13 protein-coding genes and 1 pseudogene are annotated in these 19,033 nt (G+C 64.5%); 11 read left to right on the forward strand and 3 right to left on the reverse strand.

Annotated features, from left to right (window positions below):
- Positions 1-1,392: ABC transporter permease (locus tag CWO89_RS23360; protein ID WP_130581081.1), on the forward strand; the 1,392-nt coding region annotated here is incomplete at its 5' end.
- Positions 1,382-2,463: pseudogene (locus CWO89_RS23365) on the forward strand (lipocalin-like domain-containing protein). The gene CWO89_RS23360 and the pseudogene CWO89_RS23365, both read left to right, overlap by 11 nt.
- A gap of 58 nt (positions 2,464-2,521) precedes the next feature.
- On the opposite strand, the gene CWO89_RS23370 reads toward CWO89_RS23365, so the two are convergent.
- The 3 genes from CWO89_RS23370 to CWO89_RS23380 form a co-directional block, all read right to left on the reverse strand.
- The gene (locus tag CWO89_RS23370; protein WP_130581082.1) at positions 2,522-3,712 is read right to left on the reverse strand and encodes an ABC transporter substrate-binding protein; all 1,191 of its coding nucleotides are present in this window, start codon (positions 3,710-3,712) and stop codon (positions 2,522-2,524) included.
- 245 nt (positions 3,713-3,957) lie between these two features.
- Positions 3,958-7,113 (reverse strand): efflux RND transporter permease subunit, encoded by a 3,156-nt coding sequence (locus CWO89_RS23375; RefSeq protein WP_130581083.1) that lies wholly within the window; start codon positions 7,111-7,113, stop codon positions 3,958-3,960.
- Positions 7,110-8,246, reverse strand: coding sequence for an efflux RND transporter periplasmic adaptor subunit (locus tag CWO89_RS23380; protein WP_245476455.1), 1,137 nt, complete (start codon positions 8,244-8,246; stop codon positions 7,110-7,112). The genes CWO89_RS23375 and CWO89_RS23380 overlap by 4 nt, the downstream gene beginning before the upstream one ends.
- 355 nt (positions 8,247-8,601) lie before the next feature.
- Between CWO89_RS23380 and CWO89_RS23385 the strand changes: the two genes are divergently transcribed.
- From CWO89_RS23385 to CWO89_RS23425, 9 genes are all read left to right on the forward strand, one after another.
- Positions 8,602-9,756: an iron-containing alcohol dehydrogenase gene (locus tag CWO89_RS23385; RefSeq protein WP_165421297.1), complete on the forward strand. Its 1,155-nt coding sequence runs from the start codon at positions 8,602-8,604 to the stop codon at positions 9,754-9,756.
- 16 nt (positions 9,757-9,772) lie between these two features.
- Positions 9,773-11,323 (forward strand): AMP-binding protein, encoded by a 1,551-nt coding sequence (locus CWO89_RS23390; protein ID WP_130581085.1) that lies wholly within the window; start codon positions 9,773-9,775, stop codon positions 11,321-11,323.
- Between the two features lie 178 nt (positions 11,324-11,501).
- The gene (locus CWO89_RS23395; protein ID WP_130581086.1) at positions 11,502-12,200 is read left to right on the forward strand and encodes a DUF2270 domain-containing protein; all 699 of its coding nucleotides are present in this window, start codon (positions 11,502-11,504) and stop codon (positions 12,198-12,200) included.
- A 72-nt stretch (positions 12,201-12,272) separates the two neighbouring features.
- Positions 12,273-13,160: a TauD/TfdA dioxygenase family protein gene (locus tag CWO89_RS23400; RefSeq protein WP_130581087.1), complete on the forward strand. Its 888-nt coding sequence runs from the start codon at positions 12,273-12,275 to the stop codon at positions 13,158-13,160.
- 146 nt (positions 13,161-13,306) lie between these two features.
- Positions 13,307-14,902, forward strand: coding sequence for an ABC transporter substrate-binding protein (locus CWO89_RS23405; protein WP_130581088.1), 1,596 nt, complete (start codon positions 13,307-13,309; stop codon positions 14,900-14,902).
- Between the two features lie 173 nt (positions 14,903-15,075).
- On the forward strand, positions 15,076-16,023 hold the full coding sequence (locus tag CWO89_RS23410; protein WP_130581089.1) for an ABC transporter permease: 948 nt from the start codon (positions 15,076-15,078) through the stop codon (positions 16,021-16,023).
- Positions 16,024-16,026: 3 nt separating this feature from the next.
- Complete coding sequence (locus CWO89_RS23415) at positions 16,027-16,920, forward strand: ABC transporter permease (protein WP_130581090.1); 894 nt, start codon at positions 16,027-16,029, stop codon at positions 16,918-16,920.
- Between the two features lie 8 nt (positions 16,921-16,928).
- A complete protein-coding gene (locus tag CWO89_RS23420) occupies positions 16,929-17,933 on the forward strand; it encodes an ABC transporter ATP-binding protein (RefSeq protein WP_130581093.1) in 1,005 nt (334 codons plus the stop codon).
- Positions 17,930-18,922: an ABC transporter ATP-binding protein gene (locus tag CWO89_RS23425; RefSeq protein WP_130581091.1), complete on the forward strand. Its 993-nt coding sequence runs from the start codon at positions 17,930-17,932 to the stop codon at positions 18,920-18,922. The genes CWO89_RS23420 and CWO89_RS23425 overlap by 4 nt, the downstream gene beginning before the upstream one ends.
- Positions 18,923-19,033: the final 111 nt, after the last annotated feature.

Here is a 19,033-nt window from a genome sequence, read left to right on the forward strand (position 1 = left end):
AGCCTCGCCAAGGCGATCCGCATGCCGGTGCTGGCCTCGGCGCAGCCGCAGGCGTGGCAACAGGCGCAGCGGCGCTGGCTGGTGTTTCAGAGCGCTGCCGCGCTGGCCGCCTTTGCCGTGGCCGGCGGCTTTCTCTGGTTCGGCGATTCCCTGCTTTCGGGCTTTGCCGTGCTCGCCGCGCTGATGCTCGGCGCGGCGCTGATCCTGCCGATGATCCTGGAGATCGCGCTCGCGCTCGGCCAGCGCAGCGCCGGGCGGCCGGTCAGCATCTGGTTCTGGGCCGACAGCCGTCAGCAGCTCTCGGGATTGTCACTGGCGCTGATGGCGCTGTTGCTTGCGCTCGCGGTCAATGTCGGCGTCGGCACCATGGTGGAGAGTTTCAGCCGCACCTTCCTCGTCTGGCTCGACGGACGGCTCGCCGCCGACGTCTATGTCAACGCAGCCAGCGATACGCAGGCGACTGAGATCAAGGCCTGGCTGCGCGGGCGGAGCGAGGTTCAGGCGATCTTGCCCGGTGGCCGCGCGGATGCGCAGCTTGCGGGCATGCCGATCGAGGTGCTCGGCCTGCCCGATCAGGCCACTTTTCGCGACAACTGGCCGCTGCTGGAAGCAAGGTCGGATGGATGGGACCGCCTGCGCGGCGGCGACACCTGCTTTGCCAGCGAGCAATTGTCGCGGCGGCTGAAACTTGCGATCGGCGACCGGATCGAGGTGCCCGCGCCCGGCGGCAACTGGCCGCTCGAGATCGTCGGCATCTATGCCGATTACGGCAATCCCAAGGGCCAGGTCGCGGTGAACTTTGCCGCGCTAACGCGGCATTTTCCGCAAGTGCCGCAGACGCGGTTCGGGCTGCGCGTAGCGCCACCGGCCGTGCCCGCGCTGATCGCGGAGCTGCAGCAGAAGTTCGGCCTGGATGACCGCAGCGTCGCTGATCAGACGACGGTCAAGGCGGAGTCGAAACGCATTTTCAACCGGACGTTCTCGGTCACGTCGGCGCTCAACACCTTCACGCTGGGCGTCGCCGGCGTCGCACTACTCACGAGCCTCCTGACGCTGGCCAATTCCCGCCTGCCGCAGCTTGCGCCGCTGTGGGCGATCGGGCTCACGCGGCAGAGGCTCGCGAGGATCGAACTATTGAAGACGATGGCGGTGGCGCTGATCACATCGCTGTTCGCGCTGCCGCTCGGCCTGCTGGTGGCGTGGTGCCTGCTCGCGGTCGTGAATGTGAAGGCCTTTGGCTGGCGGTTGCCGTTCCAGGTGTTTCCGTTGCAACTGGTGGAGCTGCTCGGCGTTGCCCTGGCAGCGGCGCTGTTGGCTGCGCTATTGCCGGTCATCCGGCTGGCGCGGATGCAGCCGGCGAGCCTGATACGGATATTTGTCAATGAACGCTAGCCCGATATCGCGCCGCGCGCTCGTCGGTGGCGCGCTCGCAGCCGGCCTTGGAGGCCAGGCGCATGCGCAAGGGTTCGCGGGACTCGGCGAGACCGCTGACGGTTTCGGGCCGGTCTGCCTGGCAAGAGTTTCGTCTTTCCCCTCGATCACGGTCCGCATCCGGAATTCCGCATCGAATGGTGGTATGTGACCGCGAACCTCGCCGATGCAGCCGGCGCAGCCCATGGCGTACAATGGACGCTGTTCCGGCAGGCGATGCGCGCCGGTGCGCAGCTCGAAGGCTGGGCCAATCAGCAGATCTGGATGGGACATGCCGCGGTCACGCGCGCCGACACGCATCGCTATGCCGAGACATTTGCGCGCGGCGGCGTCGGGCAGGCCGGCGTCGAGACGAGTCCATTTGTCGGCTGGATCGATGCCTGGGAGATGCGCGCCCTCGACGGATTCAATGCGCAAAGAGTGGCGCCGCTGAAACTCAGCGCGACGGGTGCGGATTTCAGCTACGAGCTCCGCCTCTATGCGGAGCGGGCGCTGGTGCTGCAGGGCGACCGCGGCTACAGCAGGAAGTCCGATCGCGGACAGGCCTCCTATTACTACAGCCAGCCCTTCTTCAAGGCGGCCGGCCGCATCGTCATCGACGACAAGCCTGTTGAGGTCACGGGGCAAGCCTGGATGGACCGCGAATGGAGCAGCCAGCCACTCGCTTCTGACCAAACCGGCTGGGACTGGTTCTCGCTGCATTTGCCAAACGATGAGAAGCTGATGCTCTACCGGCTGCGCCAGAAGGACGGCCGCAACAACCTGTTCGGCAACTGGATCGAACCGGACGGCCGTTCCAGCGAGATCGCTTCAAGCGACAACAGCATCACGCCGACCGCATTCACCGAGATCGGCGACCGCAAGGTGCCGACGGCGTGGCGTGTCGAACTCCCTGCGCGCGGGGTAAAAATCGAAACCAGGCCGCTCAACGCCCGAAGCTGGATGGGAACGGGTTTTTCCTACTGGGAGGGCCCGATCAGCTTTGCCGGCAGCCACGCCGGCGTCGGCTATCTCGAGCTGACGGGGTATTGAGATCACCGCGGCTCAAATGCTGCCGTCGTCCCGGGCTTGACCCGGGACGACAGCGAGATCACTTCGTCAGCGGACAGCCGCTTTCCTTGGCGGTGAAGAAGGCCTTGTCGCCCGGCACGACGGCGAGCTGCTTGTAGTAGTCCCATGGCTTCTTCGATTCCGAGGGCTTCTTGACCTCGAACAGATAGAGGTCGTGCACCATGCGGCCGTTCTCCAGCACCTTGCCCTTCGCGAAGGCGTCATCGACCGGCAGTTCCTTCAATTTCTTTGCCACCGCATCGCTATCCTTGGTTCCGGCGGCCTTCACGGCCTTCAGATAGGAGAGCGTCGCCGAATAGGTGCCGGCATGGATCATGCTCGGCATGTGTCCGGTGCGCTTGATGAAGCGTTCGCTGAAGGCGCGCGAGGCGTCATCGTGGTCCCAATAAAACCCTTCCGTGAGCACAAGACCCTGCGCGGCCTCGAGCCCGAGCCCGTGCACCTCGGACAGCGTCATCAGCAGGCCGGCGAGCTTCTGGCCGCTCTTCACGATGCCGAACTCGGCCGCCTGCTTGATCGAGTTGGTGGTATCGAGGCCGGCATTGGCGAGGCCTACGATCTTCGCCTTCGAGCTCTGCGCCTGCAGCAGGAAGGACGAGAAATCCGATGAGTTCAGGGGAACGCGGACCGAGCCCAGCACCTTGCCGCCCTTCTCCTTGACGATGTCGCTGGTGTCCTTTTCCAGCGCGTAGCCGAAGGCGTAGTCGGCGGTCAGGAAGAACCAGGTGTCGCCGCCCGCTTGCACCAGCGCGCCGCCGGTGCCCACCGCTAGCGCGCGGGTGTCGTAGGCCCAGTGGAAGCCGTAGGGCGTGCAGGCATCGCCTGTGATCCGCGAGGTCGCCGCGCCGACCACGATGTCGATCTTCTTCTTTTCCTTGGACAGCTCCTGGATCGCGAGCGCGACCGAGGAGGTCGTGAGCTCGGTGATCATGTCGACGCCTTCGGCGTCATACCAGCGGCGCGCGATCGCTGCCGCAAGATCCGGCTTGTTCTGGTGATCGGCGGTGACGAGCTCGATCTTCTGTCCCAGCACCTCGCCGCCGAAATCCTCGATCGCCATCCGCGCGGCTTCGAGCGAATATTTGCCGCCGTAATCGGCGTAGACGCCGGACTGGTCGTTCAGGATGCCGATCTTGACGCCCTGGGCAAAACCTGGAGTTGACAGCAAAAGGCCGCCAAGAGCGACGGCGGCGAGCAATCCCGATTTCATAAATGATCTCCCTGCAGTTTCTGTTCGGAATATAAGCGAATGATATTTTATAACCCTGCGGCTGCCCATCACTTTCGGCTCAGCCATTAGTGGGGCTTGCGTCTACCTCTCTCCTGGTCATTCCGGGGCGCGCGCAGCGCGAGCCCGGAATCCATTTCCCCGCAGGCGTATGCGGCCCGATGGATTCCGGGCTCATCGCTTCGCGATGCCCCGGAATGACGGCGGTGGTGTGGGGCGGGCCCAGCTCAAGCTTCCACCGGCTTCTTCGGATGCCTGGGGTCGGCGAGCCCACGCACCACCATGTAGAAGATCGGCGTGAAGATCAGGCCGAACAGGGTGACGCCGAGCATGCCGAAGAACACGGCAACCCCGACCGCCTGGCGCATTTCCGATCCCGAGCCGGTCGAGACCACCAGCGGCAGCACGCCGAGGATGAAGGCGAACGACGTCATCAGGATCGGCCGCAGCCGCAGGCGGCAGGCCTCGATTACCGCCTCCAGCCGCGGCTTGCCCTCGGCCTCGATATCGCGCGCGAATTCGACGATCAGGATCGCGTTCTTGGCGGCGAGTCCGACCAGCACCACGAAGCCGATCTGGGTCAGGATGTTGACGTCCTGCCCCATGATGCGCACGCCGATGGTCGCGGCCAGCAGGCACATCGGCACGATCAGGATCACCGCAAACGGCAGGCTCCAACTGCCATACTGCGCGGCGAGCACGAGATAGACGAACAGCACGCAGATCGGGAACACGTAGAGCCCGGCATTGCCGCCGGTGACCTGCTGGTACGACAGATCGGTCCACTCGAACGCAAAACCGCTCGGCAGCGTTGCATCGGCGAGCTGTTTGATGGTGTCGAGCGCAGTCTGCGAACTCGTGCCGGGCGCCGGCTCGCCCTGCAGTTCGGATGCCGAATAGAGGTTGTAGCGCGCGACGCGGTCGGGCCCGGAGACGTCGCGGAATTCGACCACGCTGCCGAGCAGCACCATGTCGCCCGCCGCATTGCGTGTCCGCAGCCGCGCGAGATCAGAGGTTTCCATGCGGAACGGCAGGTCAGCCTGCGCGGTGACGTGATAGGTGCGGCCGAACAGGTTGAAGTCGTTGACATAGGTCGAGCCGAAATAGGTCTGGATGGTGTCGTTGATGTTTGCGATCGGCACGCCGAGCTTCTGCGCCTTGACGCGGTCGATGTCGACGAACACTTGCGGCGTATTCGCGGTGAACGGCGAGAACACCGAGGTGAGATATGGCGATTTGCGCGCGGCAGCGACAAGCTCGTCGGTCGCGGCGGCCAGCAGCTCGGGGCCGCGGCCCTGGCGATCCTGGACGCGGATGGTGAAGCCGCCGCCGGTGCCGATACCCGGCACCGCAGGCGGCGGGATCACGATGATGAAGGCCCCCTGGATCGCAGACAGGCGCTTGCGCAGCTCGGCCGCGATCGCGGCCGCCGACAACCCCTTCTTCAGGCGCGCCTCCGGCTCATCGAACACGGGGAACAGCGCCGCGGCATTACCCTGCTGCGTGCGGGTCGCGCCCGAGAAGCCGGCAAAGACCGCGACGCGAACGATGCCCGGCGTATCGAGCGCGATCCGCTCGATCTCGCGCACCACCGCCGTCGTGCGAGCCAGCGATGCCGCCCCCGGCAATTGCACCGATATGATGATGTAGCCCCGATCCTGCGCCGGAATGAAGCCCTGCGCCGTGGTCGCGAGCAACCAGCCGGCGCCGCCGATCAGCGCGACATAGATCAGCAGCATCACCGCCGTATGGCGGATCACGAAGTCGGCCGCTGCGGCATAGCCATGCGACAACCGGTCGAAGACGCGGTTGAACAGGCCGGTGAACTTCTCCCAGCCACGGGCAATGATGTTCCAGCGCGCCGCCGGCCGCTTCTCTTCATGCGGCACCAGGATCAGCGAGGCCAGCGCCGGCGACAGCGTCAGCGAGCAGAAGCAGGAGATCGCGGTCGCGACCGCGATGGTGACGGCGAATTGCTGGAAGAACTGGCCGGAGATGCCGCCGAGGAATGCGGTCGGCACGAACACCGCACACAGCACCAGCGCGATCGAGACCAGCGCTCCACCGACCTCCTCCATCGTCTTGAGCGCGGCATCGCGCCGGCTCATTCCGTGCGCGAGATGTCGCTCGACATTCTCGACCACCACGATAGCGTCGTCGACCACGATGCCGACGGCCAGCACCAGGCCGAACAGCGTCAGATTATTGATCGAGAAGCCGAGCGCAGCCATCACCGCGAAGGTGCCGACCAGCGACACCGGGATTGCGATGATCGGAATCAGCGCCGGCCGCCAGCCCTGCAGGAACACCAGCACCACGATGACGACGAGCACCATCGCCTCGTAGATGGTCTTGATCAGCTCTTTGATGGATTGTGCGATGAATTCAGTCGGGTTGTAGCCGATATTGTAGTCGAGCCCTTTCGGGAAGCTCGCCTTGAGCTTGACCATCGTATCGGAGATCTCCTTGGCGGTGGCGAGCGCGTTCGAGCCGGGCCGCTGCGTCACCAGCATGCCAACCGCCGATTTCTTGAGCAGGAAGCTGTTGGTGGTGTAGGACAGCGCTCCAAGCTCGACGCGGGCGACGTCGCGCAGGCGCACGGTGCGGCCGTCGGCGCCGGCCCTGACCACGATATCCTCGAACTGCCTGGGATCCTTGAGACGGCCGGTAAAGACAAGGTTGGGCTGGAACGCGCGATCCGCAATCGGCGGCTCCGCGATCTGTCCGCCGGCGATCTGCAGGTTCTGCGCGCGGATCGCCGCCAGCACCTCGGTTGAGGTCAAGCCGAGATTGGCGAGGCGGTCGGGATCCAGCCACAGCCGCATCGAGTAATCGCGCGCGCCGAAGATCTGGATGTCGCCGACGCCGTCGAGCCGGAGCAACTGGTCGCGGACCTGCAGCAGCGCGTAGTTGGAGATGTAGAGCTGGTCGAAGCTGTCATCGGGCGACAGCATGAACACGACCATCAGGATGTCCGGGCTGTTCTTGCGCGTGGTCACGCCGTTGCGCTGCACCTCCTCGGGCAATCGCGGCTGCGCGATCGCAACGCGGTTCTGCACCAGAACCTGGGCGGTATCGAGGTTGGTGCCAAGCTTGAAGGTGACAGTGATCGTGAGTTGCCCGTTCGAGGTGGCCTGGCTGTAGAGATACAGCATGTCCTCGACGCCGTTGATCTCCTGCTCGATCGGGGCAGCGACGGTGTCGGAGACGGTCTGCGCGGAGGCGCCGGGATAGTTCGTGGTGACCACCACGGTCGGCGGCACCACTTGCGGATATTCGGCGACCGGCAGCGTGGTGTAGGCGATCGCCCCGACGATCAGGAGCACGATCGACAGCACCATCGCCAGGATGGGCTGGTTGATGGAGAGCCGCCCGAGATTCATGATTTGCCACCAGCCGCGGCTGGGGCGGGATGCGGGCTCACCTTGGCGCCGACGCGGGCGCGCTGCAGGCCATCGACGATCACGCGGTCTTCCGCCTTGAGGCCTTCACGGATCACGCGCAGGCCTTCGTCGAGCGGGCCGAGCACCACGGGCTTCGCTTCCACCGTGTCGTCATCCTTGACCACGAACACGATCTTGCGCGACTGGTCGGTGGCAACAGCCGTGTCGGGCAGGAGCAGCGCTTCATACGGCGCGCTGCCGATGAGCCGCACGCGGCCGAACTGTCCGGGCAGGATCGAGAGATCCTTGTTCGGAACCACCGCGCGGCTGCGCAAAGTGGCGGTCGAGACGTCCAGCCGGTTGTCGAGGAAATCCATCTTGCCTTCGTGCGAGGGCTTGGTTTCGCCGGTCAACGTCACCTGGACCGGATTGGCCGTATCGCGCGAACTCGGCCGCCTGCCCTCGAACCAGAGCCGGTTGTTCCGCAAATAGGTCGCCTCGTCGACGTCGAAATAGATGTAGATCGGGTCGAGCGACACGATCGAGGTGAGCAGGGTCGCGCCGCCCTCGCTGCCCTGCACAAGATTGCCGACGCTGACGAGATGGCGGCTGACGCGGCCGGTGAGCGGCGCCAGCACATGGGAGAATTCGATGTTGAGCTGCGCCGCCTTCAGCGCGCCCTCGGCCTGCATCTCGGCGGCGTGGGCCGCCTGCAAGGCCTGACGGCGCTGGTCGACGACCTGTTCGGAGACTGCACTGGTCTGAACCAGGTTCAGGCCGCGGTCGAGCTCGCGCTTGGCGAGCTCCGCCTTGGCGCGCGCGTCCGCAAGTTGTCCCTCGGCCTGCTTGGCGACGGCCTCAAACGGGCGCGGATCGATCACGTAAAGCAGGTCGCCGGTGCGGACGATGGCGCCATCGCGAAACTCGACGCTGGTGACGAAGCCGCCGACGCGGGCGCGAACCTGGACCTCCTCGATCGCTTCGAACCGCCCGGTGAATTCGTCCCAATCCGTGACCGTACGCTTGGTCGGCTGAGCCACGGTGACCGCAGGGGCCGGCGCCGCCGCCTGTGGCTGCTGCTTGTCACCACAACCGGTCAATGCCAGGGCTGACGTTGCCAAGGCAATGAGCAGGCCAAGCGCGCTGACGCCGCGCCGTGAGTGGGCCGTCAAGCTTCCCGTCCTATCGGTCGCGCCCAAGTCGATCTCCCCCTGAACAGCACAGCCGGCGCGCGCATTGCGCCGCTCGGATGCGCACCTTACACGCCGCGGAGGTCAAAGATGTGACCGGAGGCCAGTCTGTTCAAGAGAGGGGCGGGATCAAGCAAAATCATTGTCCTTTTTCGTGGCCGCACGCCGACGCAGACGGTGATCGCCTCCAAGAAGCCGGGACCGGGGACGCCAACGGCGCATCTTCGGGCATGACGAGCCGTTCCGGCTCCGTTAGATTGTCGTCAAAGAAAATAAATCTTTCAGGGAGGGTCGGCTCGTGCACCGAGGACGTGTCGTATTTGGCGCGATGGAGGAGGTCGTGTTCGGCCGCCAGGCGGCTGAGGCGATCGTCGAGCAGGTGGCGCGGGTGGCCGCGCAACGCGCTTTCCTGATGGTCAGCGGAACGCTCAACCGCGCGACCGACGAAATCGAGCGTATCCGCGCCGCACTGGGCGCGGCCTGCGTCGGCACCTTCGATGCGATGCCGCCGCATACGCCGCGCACCGCCGTGGTCGCGGCAGCCGAGCAGGCGCGCGCCGCGAAAGCCGACCTTATCGTCACCATCGGCGGCGGCTCGATCACCGACGGCGCCAAGGCGGTGCAGCTCTGCCTCGCCAACGATATCCGCAGCGCCGACGACATCGACAAAGTCCGCACCAGCCACGGCGTAACGCCTCAAATCAATGCACCCAACGTACGCCAGATCAGCGTGCCGACGACGATCGCAGGCGGCGAGTTCACGGCGATCGCCGGCGTCACCAACGAGAAGAAGCGGGTCAAGGAACTGCTGACCCATCCCCAGGTGATGCCGCGCGTGGTGATCCTCGATCCCTGGCTGTCCACTCACACGCCGGAATGGCTGTGGCTCTCGACCGGCATCCGCGCGGTCGATCATTGCGTCGAGGGCATCTGCTCGAACGAATCGCACCCCTATGCCGATGCACAGGCGCTGAAGGGGCTGTCGATGCTGGCGCAGGCGCTGCCGCGGGCCAAAGCCGACGCAACCGACATCGACGCACGGCTGGACTGCCAGATCGGCACCTGGCTGTCGACGGGACCGCTCGCCTCCGGCGTGCCGATGGGTGCGAGCCATGGCATCGGCTATGTGCTCGGCGCCGAATTCGACCTGCCGCACGGCTACACCTCCTGTGTGATGCTGCCGGCGGTGATGCGCTGGAACAAGTCCGCCAATGCCGAGCGGCAGGCGCAGGTCGCCGCCGCCATGGGCCATCCCGGTCGGGACGCCGGCGACGTGCTCGACAACTTCATCCGCGGACTGGGCCTGCCGCGCAGCCTCCAGGACGTGCGGATCGGCCCCGAACATTTCGACCATATCGCGGCGCAGGCGATGAAGACGCCGTGGGTTCCGCGCAATCCGCGCACCATCGCTAGCGCCGAGCAGGTCCGCGAGATTCTTCTGTTGGCAGCATGAGGGAAATTTTCCACCGATGTATACCGGAAAGCACGCTTATCTGCGCCCGTTGCAACCCGCCTTCATCATGGCTGCGACGGGCGAGACCGTCACCTATCGCGAGCTCGAGGCGCGCAGCAACCGGCTGGCGCATCTGTTTCGAAAGTGCGGCCTGAAGCGGCAGGAGCACTATGCGATCTTCATGGAGAACAACAATCGTTATCTGGAGGCCTGCGGCGCCGGCGAGCGGTCCGGCCTCTATTTCACCTGCGTGAACTCCTATCTGACCCCAAGCGAGCTCGCCTACATCCTCACCAACAGCCAGTCGCGCATCCTGATCACGTCAAAAGCGAAACTCGACGTCGCGCGCGAGGCGCTGAAGGAGTGTCCGCAGGTCGAGCTCTGCATCGTCGCCGACGGCGACGGGGAAAGCGATCGCATCGTCGGCCTGCAACAGGTGACCGGGGGCCTGCCGGCGACGCCGATCGAGGATGAAGCGATCGGCACCGCGATGCTCTATTCGTCCGGGACCACAGGGCGCCCCAAGGGCATCCTGCGGCCGCTGCCGGAGCAACCGCCATCACGGCAACTGCCGCTGTTCGATTTCCTGCAGAAACTCTGGCACTACCGCGAAGGGATGATCTATCTGTCGCCCGCGCCGCTCTATCATTCGGCGCCGCAGGCGGCCGTCAACCTCACCATCCGCGTCGGCGGCACGGTCGTGATCATGGAGAGCTTCGATCCCGAGCGCTATCTGCAGCTCGTCGAGCAATGGGGCATCACGCACACGCAGTTGGTCCCGACGATGTTCTCGCGCATGCTGAAGCTGCCGGAAGATGTGCGGAACCGCTACGATCTGTCGTCGCTGGAGATCGCAATCCACGCCGCCGCTCCCTGCCCTGCCCTCGTCAAGGAAGACATCATCAACTGGTGGGGGCCGATCATCCACGAATATTACGGCGCGACCGAGGGTCTCGGCTTCACCGCCTGCAACAGCGAGGAGTGGCTTTCCCATCGCGGCACCGTGGGCAAGGTGCTGCTCGGCGACCTGCATATCCTCGACGAGAACATGCAGCCGAGCCCAAAGGGGACGCCGGGCACGGTGTGGTTCAAGACCGCCTCGCCCTTCGAATATTTCAACGATCCCGGCAGGACCAGGGAGGCACGCTCGCCGGACGGCAGCATGAGCACGGTCGGCGACGTCGGCTATGTCGACGATGACGGCTATCTCTATCTCACCGACCGGTCGACCTTCATGATCATCTCCGGCGGCGTCAACATCTACCCGCAGGAATGCGAAAACCTCCTAATCACCCATCCCAAGGTCGCGGACGCCGCGGTGTTCGGCGTGCCCAATGCCGATCTCGGCGAGGAGGTGAAGGCGGTGGTGCAGCCGATGCATGACGTGACGCCGGGTCCTGACCTTGCGGAGGAACTGATCGCCTTTTGCGCGCAATCGCTGTCGCGCCAGAAAGTGCCGCGCTCGATCGATTTCGAGGCGGAACTGCCGCGGCTGCCGACCGGCAAGCTCTACAAGCGCCTGTTGCGCGACCGCTATTGGGGCAACAAGACCTCGCGCATCGTGTGACGTGGCGCATCCGCGCTCGCGCTGCGACGCAGAGCATCTTCACGGCCGCCCGGCAGAGATAGAGCGTGATCTCTGCGCAAGCGCTTTTGCGTTTGTCGCGAGTAAAAACCGGTGTCCACTTTTCCGGATCATGCTCTATAGTGCCTGATTGTCTGCCAGCTTCGTCGGGAGGCACGCCATGGCACTGCCCGAGCCACGCGAGCCCACGCCGCTACCGGCCCCAAGGCTCGAATTCACTGCCGCAGAGATTGGCGCCCTCGCCCACCTCTACCGGGGCGAGGTTTACCGAAGCACGGTCTGGCGTACGCGCCTCGACAGCTCAACCAACTGGGCGGTGGTCACGACGGGCATTGCCTTGTCGGCAACCTACAGCAGCGCCGAAGCCTCGCCTTTGCCGATGGTCCTTGTCGGCCTGCTTGTCACCGTGTTCCTGCTGTTCGAGGCCCGGCGCTACCGTTACTTCAATGTGTGGCGGGCCCGCGCGCGCCTGCTCGAAACCGATTTCTACGCACCGATGATCCGCGGCGAACGGCTTGACCCGAATTCGGCCTGGACCGAGTTGCTCGCCAATGATTATCGCAATCCGAGCTACCACATCAGCTATGTGCGCGCGGTTGGCCGAAGGTTGCGCCGCACCTATGGCTGGATCTTCGCGATCCAGGCCATTGCCTATTACGGCAAGCTCGCGATCCATCCGGTGCCGCTGACCAGCCTTGCCGAGGTTTGGGAGCGCGCCGCGATCGGCCCCATTCCGGGCACCCTGGTCGTTCTTGCGGGAGTCCTCTTTCACACAAGCTGGGCAATTTTCGCGCTTGTCACGCATCACATCGAAACCACCAACCGACGCGAGCGGCAAAGCCTGATCGCGATGGGGTGATTACGGCTGCGTTGCCCGGCTGCAGCTTTTACCCTAAATCTTGAGCAACAAGAAAATCAGGGAGGATGGCCGATGGACGTGGTCCGGGTGGGTCCGGGATTCGTTGCGGAAATTCGCGGCGTGACGCTCAACGATGTCGTCAGGAGCAAAGCCGCCTATGCTGCAGTGCGTGCGGCTTTTGAAGCGCATTCCGTGCTGGTGTTTCGCGACCAGGACGTGTCAGATGAAAAGCAATTGGCATTCTCGCGCCGTTTCGGCCCGCCGGAAGTGACAAAAGTCGGTTCCATGGGAACGGGATCGCATTTCGTGATCCTCACGACCATCGGTCCCGACGGCAAGGTGGTGCCAACAGATCATCGCCAGGCGCTGCGCAGCAAGGCCAACCAGCTCTGGCACACCGATTCCTCCTTCAAGCGCGTGCCGGCGCTGACCTCGATCCTGTCTGCACGAGTGATTCCCGGTCATGGCGGCGAAACCGAATTCGTCTCCACCCGCGTCGCGTTCGAGCTGCTCGACGAGGGCCTCGCAAAGCAGCTCGAAAACTCCTTCGCCTGGCATTCCTACGCGCATTCGCGCGACCAGATCGCGCCCGGCCTTGCGACACCTGAGGAGACGGCGGTGCTGCCGCCGGTGTGCTGGCGCATGGTGTGGCGCAACCCCGTCAATGGCCGCGGCGCACTCTATCTCGCATCGCACGCCTATGCAGTCGAAGGCATGGCTGCTGCCGCCGGCAAGAAGCTGATCGATGAACTCATGGCGGCAGCCACCGCGCCGGGAACGGCCTACTTGCACAAATGGCGGCAGGGCGATGTCGTGATGTGGGACAACCGCGCCACCATGCATCGCGGGCGGCCGTGGCCGGCGCATGAGCCGCGGCTGATGATCCGCACCACGATCTCGGCGACCGAGGCCGACGGTCTCGCCACCATGGGCCTGCCGTCGCCGCAAGCCGCGGAATAGCGTCCGCACTGCAGCGCCAATTGTCGCAGGCTCGGCATTCATCCGAATTGCCGATCCTCGTGCACACGACGCTGGTTGCTCAGACGTCCCACCATGGTATCCTCGATACCAAATCGGCCATAGAGACCGAACGTCGGGAGGAAATGATGCGGAGCGTGCGAGCGCTGGCCGTGGCGGTGCTGTGTTGGCTTTCGGCTTACGATGTTTCGCTGGCGGAGCAACCGAAGTCCGGCGGCATCCTGAAGATGTATCACCGCGACAGTCCGGGGAGCGCCTCGATCCACGAAGGCGCGAGCTATTCGTTCAATGTTCCCTTCATGCCGGTCTTCAACAACCTGGTGATTTTCAACCAGCATGTTGCGCAGAACAGCGTCGATACGATCGTGCCGGAACTCGCGGAGAGCTGGGCCTGGAGCGACGACAAGAAGAAATTGACATTCAAGCTTCGCAACGACGTCAAATGGCATGACGGCAAGCCGTTCACCTCAGCCGACGTCAAATGCACCTTCGACCTCTTGATGGGCAAGTCGCAGCAGAAGTTCCGCCAGAACCCGCGCAAATCCTGGTACGACCAGGTCAACGACGTCACCATCAACGGTGATTACGAGGCCTCCTTCAATCTGAAGCGCCCGCAACCGGCGCTGCTGTCGCTGCTCGCCTCCGGCTATAGCCCGATCTATCCCTGCCATGTCTCGCCGGCGGAAATGCGCACCAAGCCTGTTGGCACCGGTCCGTTCAAGTTCGTCGAATTCAAGGCCAACGAGTCGATCAAGCTGACGAAGAACCCGGACTACTTCAGGAAGGGCCTGCCCTATCTCGACGGCATCGAATTCACCATCGTCACGAACCGCTCGACGGCGATCCTGGGCTTCGTCTCCGGCAAGTTCGATATGACATTCCCGACCGAAGTGTCGATTCCGCTCTTGAAGGACGTCAAATCGCAGGCGCCCAATGCGGTCTGCGTGGTGGAACCGAGCAATGTCTCCACCAACATCATCATCAATTCGTCGGCGCCGCCGTTCGACAATCTCGACATCCGCCGCGCCCTGGCGCTCGCCATTGACCGCAAGGCGTTCATCTCAATCCTGTTCGAGGGACAGGCTGATATCGGCGGCACCATGCAGCCCGCGCCGGCAGGATTGTGGGCGATGCCCAAGGAGATTCTGGAGACGATCCCGGGCTATGGGCCCGACGTCAACGCCAACCGCGAGCATGCGCGCAAGCTGATGCAGAAGGCGGGCTACGGCCCCGACAAGCATCTGCAGATCAAGGTGTCGACCCGCAACATCCCGATCTACCGCGACCCGGCCATCATCCTGATCGACCAGCTCAAGACCATCTATATCGACGCCGAACTCGACGTCGTCGACACCGCGCAGTGGTTCCCGAAGGTCGCGCGCAAGGACTATTCGCTGGGCCTGAACCTCACCGGCAACGCGGTCGACGAGCCGGATCAGTCCTTCTACGAGAACTATTCCTGCGACTCCGAGCGGAACTACACCAACTACTGCAACCGCGAGATCGAAAAGCTGTTCGACCAGCAGTCGGCCGAGACCGACGCCGACAAGCGCAAGAAGCTGGTCTGGGAGATCGACAAGAAACTGCAGGAAGACGTGGCGCGGCCCATCATCCTGCACAGCCGCACCGGAACCTGCTGGCAGCCCTACGTCAAGAACGTGACGGTGATGTCCAACAGCTCCTACAACGGCTACCGCTACGAGGACGTCTGGATGGATAAGTAGCGTGTATCCACGGTGGGGCTGCTCCCTGCTCCCCCTCTCCCGCTTGCGGGGGAGGGCTGGGGTGGGGGTCTCTCCACGAGTCGTTGAGCGGAGAGAGCCCTCACCCGGCGCTTTGCGCCGACCTCTCCCGCAAGCGGGAGAGGTGAAGAGAGTTTAAAAAGGAGCGTGGCCAGGTGCTAGCCTATATCGTCAGGCGCCTCTTCCTGATGCTCGTGACCCTGTTCGGGATCTCGGTCATCATCTTCGTGCTGCTGCGCGTCGTGCCCGGCAACATCGTGGATATCCTGTTCGACGCCGCCGGCTATGTCGATCCCGCCGACAAGGCCAATCTGGAGAAGGAACTCGGCCTCAGCGACCCGATCGTGGTGCAGTATCTCAAGTGGATCGGCGGCCTCCTGCACGGCGATCTCGGCTATTCCTACGTCTCGGAAAAGCCGGCGCTGCAGGAGATCCTGCCGCGGATCCCGATCACGGCGAAGCTCGCCGGCCTAGCACTGTTGTTCTCCGCCTCGATCGGCATTCCCTTGGGCGTGCTGAGCGCGGTGCATCAGGGCACGCGACTCGACTACGCCTTACGCGTGGTCAGCCTGAGCGGGCTGTCGCTGCCGTCATTCTGGCTGGGACTGCTGATCCTGATGGCGTCGGTCTCGATGCTCGGCTGGATGCCGATCTACAACCCGAATCCGCAGACCTGGGCCGAGGCGTTCGCGATCTACTGTATTCCGGCGATGGCGGTCGGCTTCCGCAGCGCGGCACTGACCATGCGCATCACCCGTTCCTCGATGCTGGAGATCCTGCGGCAGGATTTTATCCGCACCGCCCGCGCCAAAGGCGCCTCCGAGGCTTCCGTCAACTATCACCACGCGCTGAAGAACGCGGTGCTGCCTGTCATCACCGTGATCGGCATCGAGGCGGCGTTCCTGATCGGCGGATTGATCGTCACCGAGACGGTGTTCAACATTCCCGGCATCGCGCGCTTCCTGGTCGAGGCGCTGCGCTGGCGCGACTACCCCATCGTGCAGAATCTCGTGATGTTCATCGCGGTCGTCGTGGTCGTCGTCAACTTCGCGGTGGACATGCTCTACGCCGCGATCGACCCGCGCATTCGCTTCGGAGATTAGCTCTTGGCTGTCATCAACTTTGATGCCGAACTGAAACGAGCCGGCGCTGACGCCACTCACGGCTGGCGGCGGCTGACGTTCCTTGCGCAGCGTTATCTGCTCGGCACGATCGGCCTCGTCATCATGGTGCTGTTCGTCGCGATGGCGCTCTCGGCCGACCTGATCAGCCGGTATGATCCGCTTGCCGTGGATTCGGCGCACCGCCTGGCGGCGCCCGACGCGCTGCACTGGTTCGGAACCGATTCGTTCGGCCGCGACGTCTGGAGCCGCATCATCCATGGCGCGCGCATCTCGCTCGCGGTCGGTCTTGGCTCCACTGCGCTCGGGGCGTCGATCGGCGTCATCGTCGGGCTCGCCTCCGGCTATCTCTCCGGCTGGGTCGATCTGTTGTTCCAGCGCATCACCGACATCCTGCAATCGCTGCCGCTGCTGGTGCTGGCGCTGGTGATGACGGCTGCACTCGGCCCGTCGCTGCCGAACGTCATCATCGCGATCGCGATTCCCCTGATCCCGACGGTGGCGCGCGTGATCCGCGCCAACACGCTGGCGCTGCGCGAACTGCCGTTCGTGGAAGCGGCCAAATCGATCGGCATGAGCGAGATGCGGATCGCGTTCCGCCACGTGCTGCCGAACACGCTGGCCCCCCTGATCGTGCTCGCGACGGCGCAGCTCGGCTCCACCATCCTGACGGAGGCGTCCTTGTCGTTTCTCGGCCTCGGCATTCCCGAACCCTACCCGTCCTGGGGACGCATGCTTTCGGAATCTGCCGCAGAATATGTGCGCGTTGCGCCATGGCTCGTGATCTTCCCGGGGATCGCGATCAGCCTCGCCGTGTTCGGCACCAATCTGTTCGGCGACGCCTTACGCGACATCCTCGATCCGAGGCAGCGCGGCTGATGAACGCGATGAACAAGGAACAACCTGTGCTCGAGGTGAAGAACCTGAAAACGGTCTTCTTCACCAATTCGGGATTGTTCAGGGCGGTCGACGACGTCTCCTTCAGCGTCCGCCGCGGCGAGACGCTGGCGATCGTCGGCGAATCCGGCTGCGGCAAGAGCGTCACCGCGCTCTCGGTGATGCGGCTGGTGCCGGATCCGCCCGGCAAGATCGTTGGTGGCGAGATCGTGCTCGAAGGCAAGAACCTGCTCGCGCTCGATGACGAAGCGATGCGCAAGATCCGCGGCAACCGCATCTCGATGATCTTCCAGGAGCCGATGACCTCGCTCAATCCGGTGATGCGGATCGGCGACCAGATCACCGAAGCCTTGCGTCTGCACCAGGATATCAGCGGCAAGGAGGCCTGGAAGCAGGCGGTCGACATGCTGCGCCTGGTCCGCATTCCCGAGCCGGAGCGGCGCGCGCAGGAATATCCACACCAGCTTTCGGGCGGCATGCGCCAGCGCGCGATGATCGCGATGGCGCTGGCCTGCCGGCCGGCGCTGTTGATCGCGGACGAGCCGACGACGGCGCTGGATGTGACGATCCAGGCGCAGATCCTGGCGCTGATGGTCGATCTGCAGAAGAAGCTCGGCACCGGGCTGATCCTGATCACGCATGATCTCGGCGTGGTCGCGCAGACCGCGCAGCGCGTGATCGTGATGTATGCCGGCCGGAAGGTCGAGGAAGCGAGCGTCGAGGCGCTGTTCGAGAACCCGCTGCATCCCTATACGCGCGGCCTGATGGCCTCGATCCCGGCCGTGCCCTCGCTCGACGCAAAAGCCGATGTGCGGCTGGTCGAAATCCCGGGCATGGTGCCGTCGCTGACAAAACTGCCGCCGGGCTGCCCGTTCGCGCCGCGCTGCCGGTTCGCGATCCCGCGCTGCCGCGAGGAATATCCGCCGCTCGGCGATTTCGGCGGCCGGCACTTTGCCGCCTGCTGGCGCGCAGGCGAGATGGCGGAGGCGTCATGACCGAAGCGCAGCCGCTCCTGGAGGTCACCGACCTCGTGAAACATTACCCGGTGCGCGGCGGCGTGCTGCGGCGGCAGGTCGGCACCGTGCATGCGGTCGATGGTGTGAGTTTTTCGCTGGCTCCCGGCGAGACGCTCGGACTCGTCGGCGAATCCGGCTGCGGCAAGTCGACGGTGGCGCGCAGCGTATTGCGATTGGTCGAGCCATCGAGCGGCGAGATCCGGCTGAACGGCGAGGCGATCACGCGCTTGAGCAAATCGGAGCTGCGGCCCTACCGCCGCTCGATGCAGATCGTGTTCCAGGACCCGTTTGCGTCGCTCAACCCGCGCATGACCGCGGGCGACATCGTCGGCGAACCCCTGAGCGTGCACGGACTGGCCTCGGGCGAGCGGAAGCAGGAGCGCGTCGCGGAACTGTTCCAGCAGGTCGGCCTGCGGCCCGACCAGATGAAGAACTATCCGCACCAGTTCTCCGGAGGCCAGCGCCAGCGCATCTGCATCGCACGCGCGCTGTCGCTCGGGCCAAGCCTGATCGTCTGCGACGAGCCGGTCTCCGCGCTCGACGTCTCGATCCAGGCGCAGGTGATCAACCTGCTGATCGACCTGCAGCGCCAGCGCAACTTCTCCTACCTCTTCATCGCGCATGATCTCGCCGTCGTCGCCCATATCAGCCACCGCGTCGCCGTGATGTATCTCGGCCGCATCGTCGAGATCGCAGACAAGGCCGAGCTGTTCGCCAATCCACGCCATCCCTACACACAGGCGCTGCTGGCCTCGGTGCCGGTCGCCAATCCCCGGATCAAACGGCTGACGCCTTTGGTCGAAGGCGACGTGCCGAGCCCGATCAACCCGCCCTCCGGCTGCGCGTTTCACACCCGCTGCCGCTACGCGATGGATCGCTGCAAGCTCGAGCGCCCGCCGCTGGTGGACGCGGGCGCCAGACATCAGGTGGCGTGCTGGCTGAATGAGGGAACGGGGCGGGCCGATTAACTCCGCCGTCGTCCCGGCGAACGCCGGGACCCATAACCACAGGGAGACATTGTGGCGCGAGCGAGTGGTTGCAGCGGAGCACACCACAGAGGCCTGTGGTTGATGGGGTGG

The organism is Bradyrhizobium sp. Leo170, from assembly GCF_004296405.1.
Lineage (GTDB): Bacteria > Pseudomonadota > Alphaproteobacteria > Rhizobiales > Xanthobacteraceae > Bradyrhizobium.

Coding starts and splice junctions, on each gene's coding strand:
- CWO89_RS23390 (WP_130581085.1), top strand. CDS start 9,773: ATGTATACCGGAAAGCACGCTTATCTGCGCCCGTTGCAACCCGCCTTC.
- CWO89_RS23420 (WP_130581093.1), top strand. CDS start 16,929: ATGAACAAGGAACAACCTGTGCTCGAGGTGAAGAACCTGAAAACGGTC.
- CWO89_RS23425 (WP_130581091.1), top strand. CDS start 17,930: ATGACCGAAGCGCAGCCGCTCCTGGAGGTCACCGACCTCGTGAAACAT.
- CWO89_RS23370 (WP_130581082.1), bottom strand. CDS start 3,712: ATGAAATCGGGATTGCTCGCCGCCGTCGCTCTTGGCGGCCTTTTGCTG.
- CWO89_RS23375 (WP_130581083.1), bottom strand. CDS start 7,113: ATGAATCTCGGGCGGCTCTCCATCAACCAGCCCATCCTGGCGATGGTG.
- CWO89_RS23400 (WP_130581087.1), top strand. CDS start 12,273: ATGGACGTGGTCCGGGTGGGTCCGGGATTCGTTGCGGAAATTCGCGGC.
- CWO89_RS23395 (WP_130581086.1), top strand. CDS start 11,502: ATGGCACTGCCCGAGCCACGCGAGCCCACGCCGCTACCGGCCCCAAGG.
- CWO89_RS23405 (WP_130581088.1), top strand. CDS start 13,307: ATGCGGAGCGTGCGAGCGCTGGCCGTGGCGGTGCTGTGTTGGCTTTCG.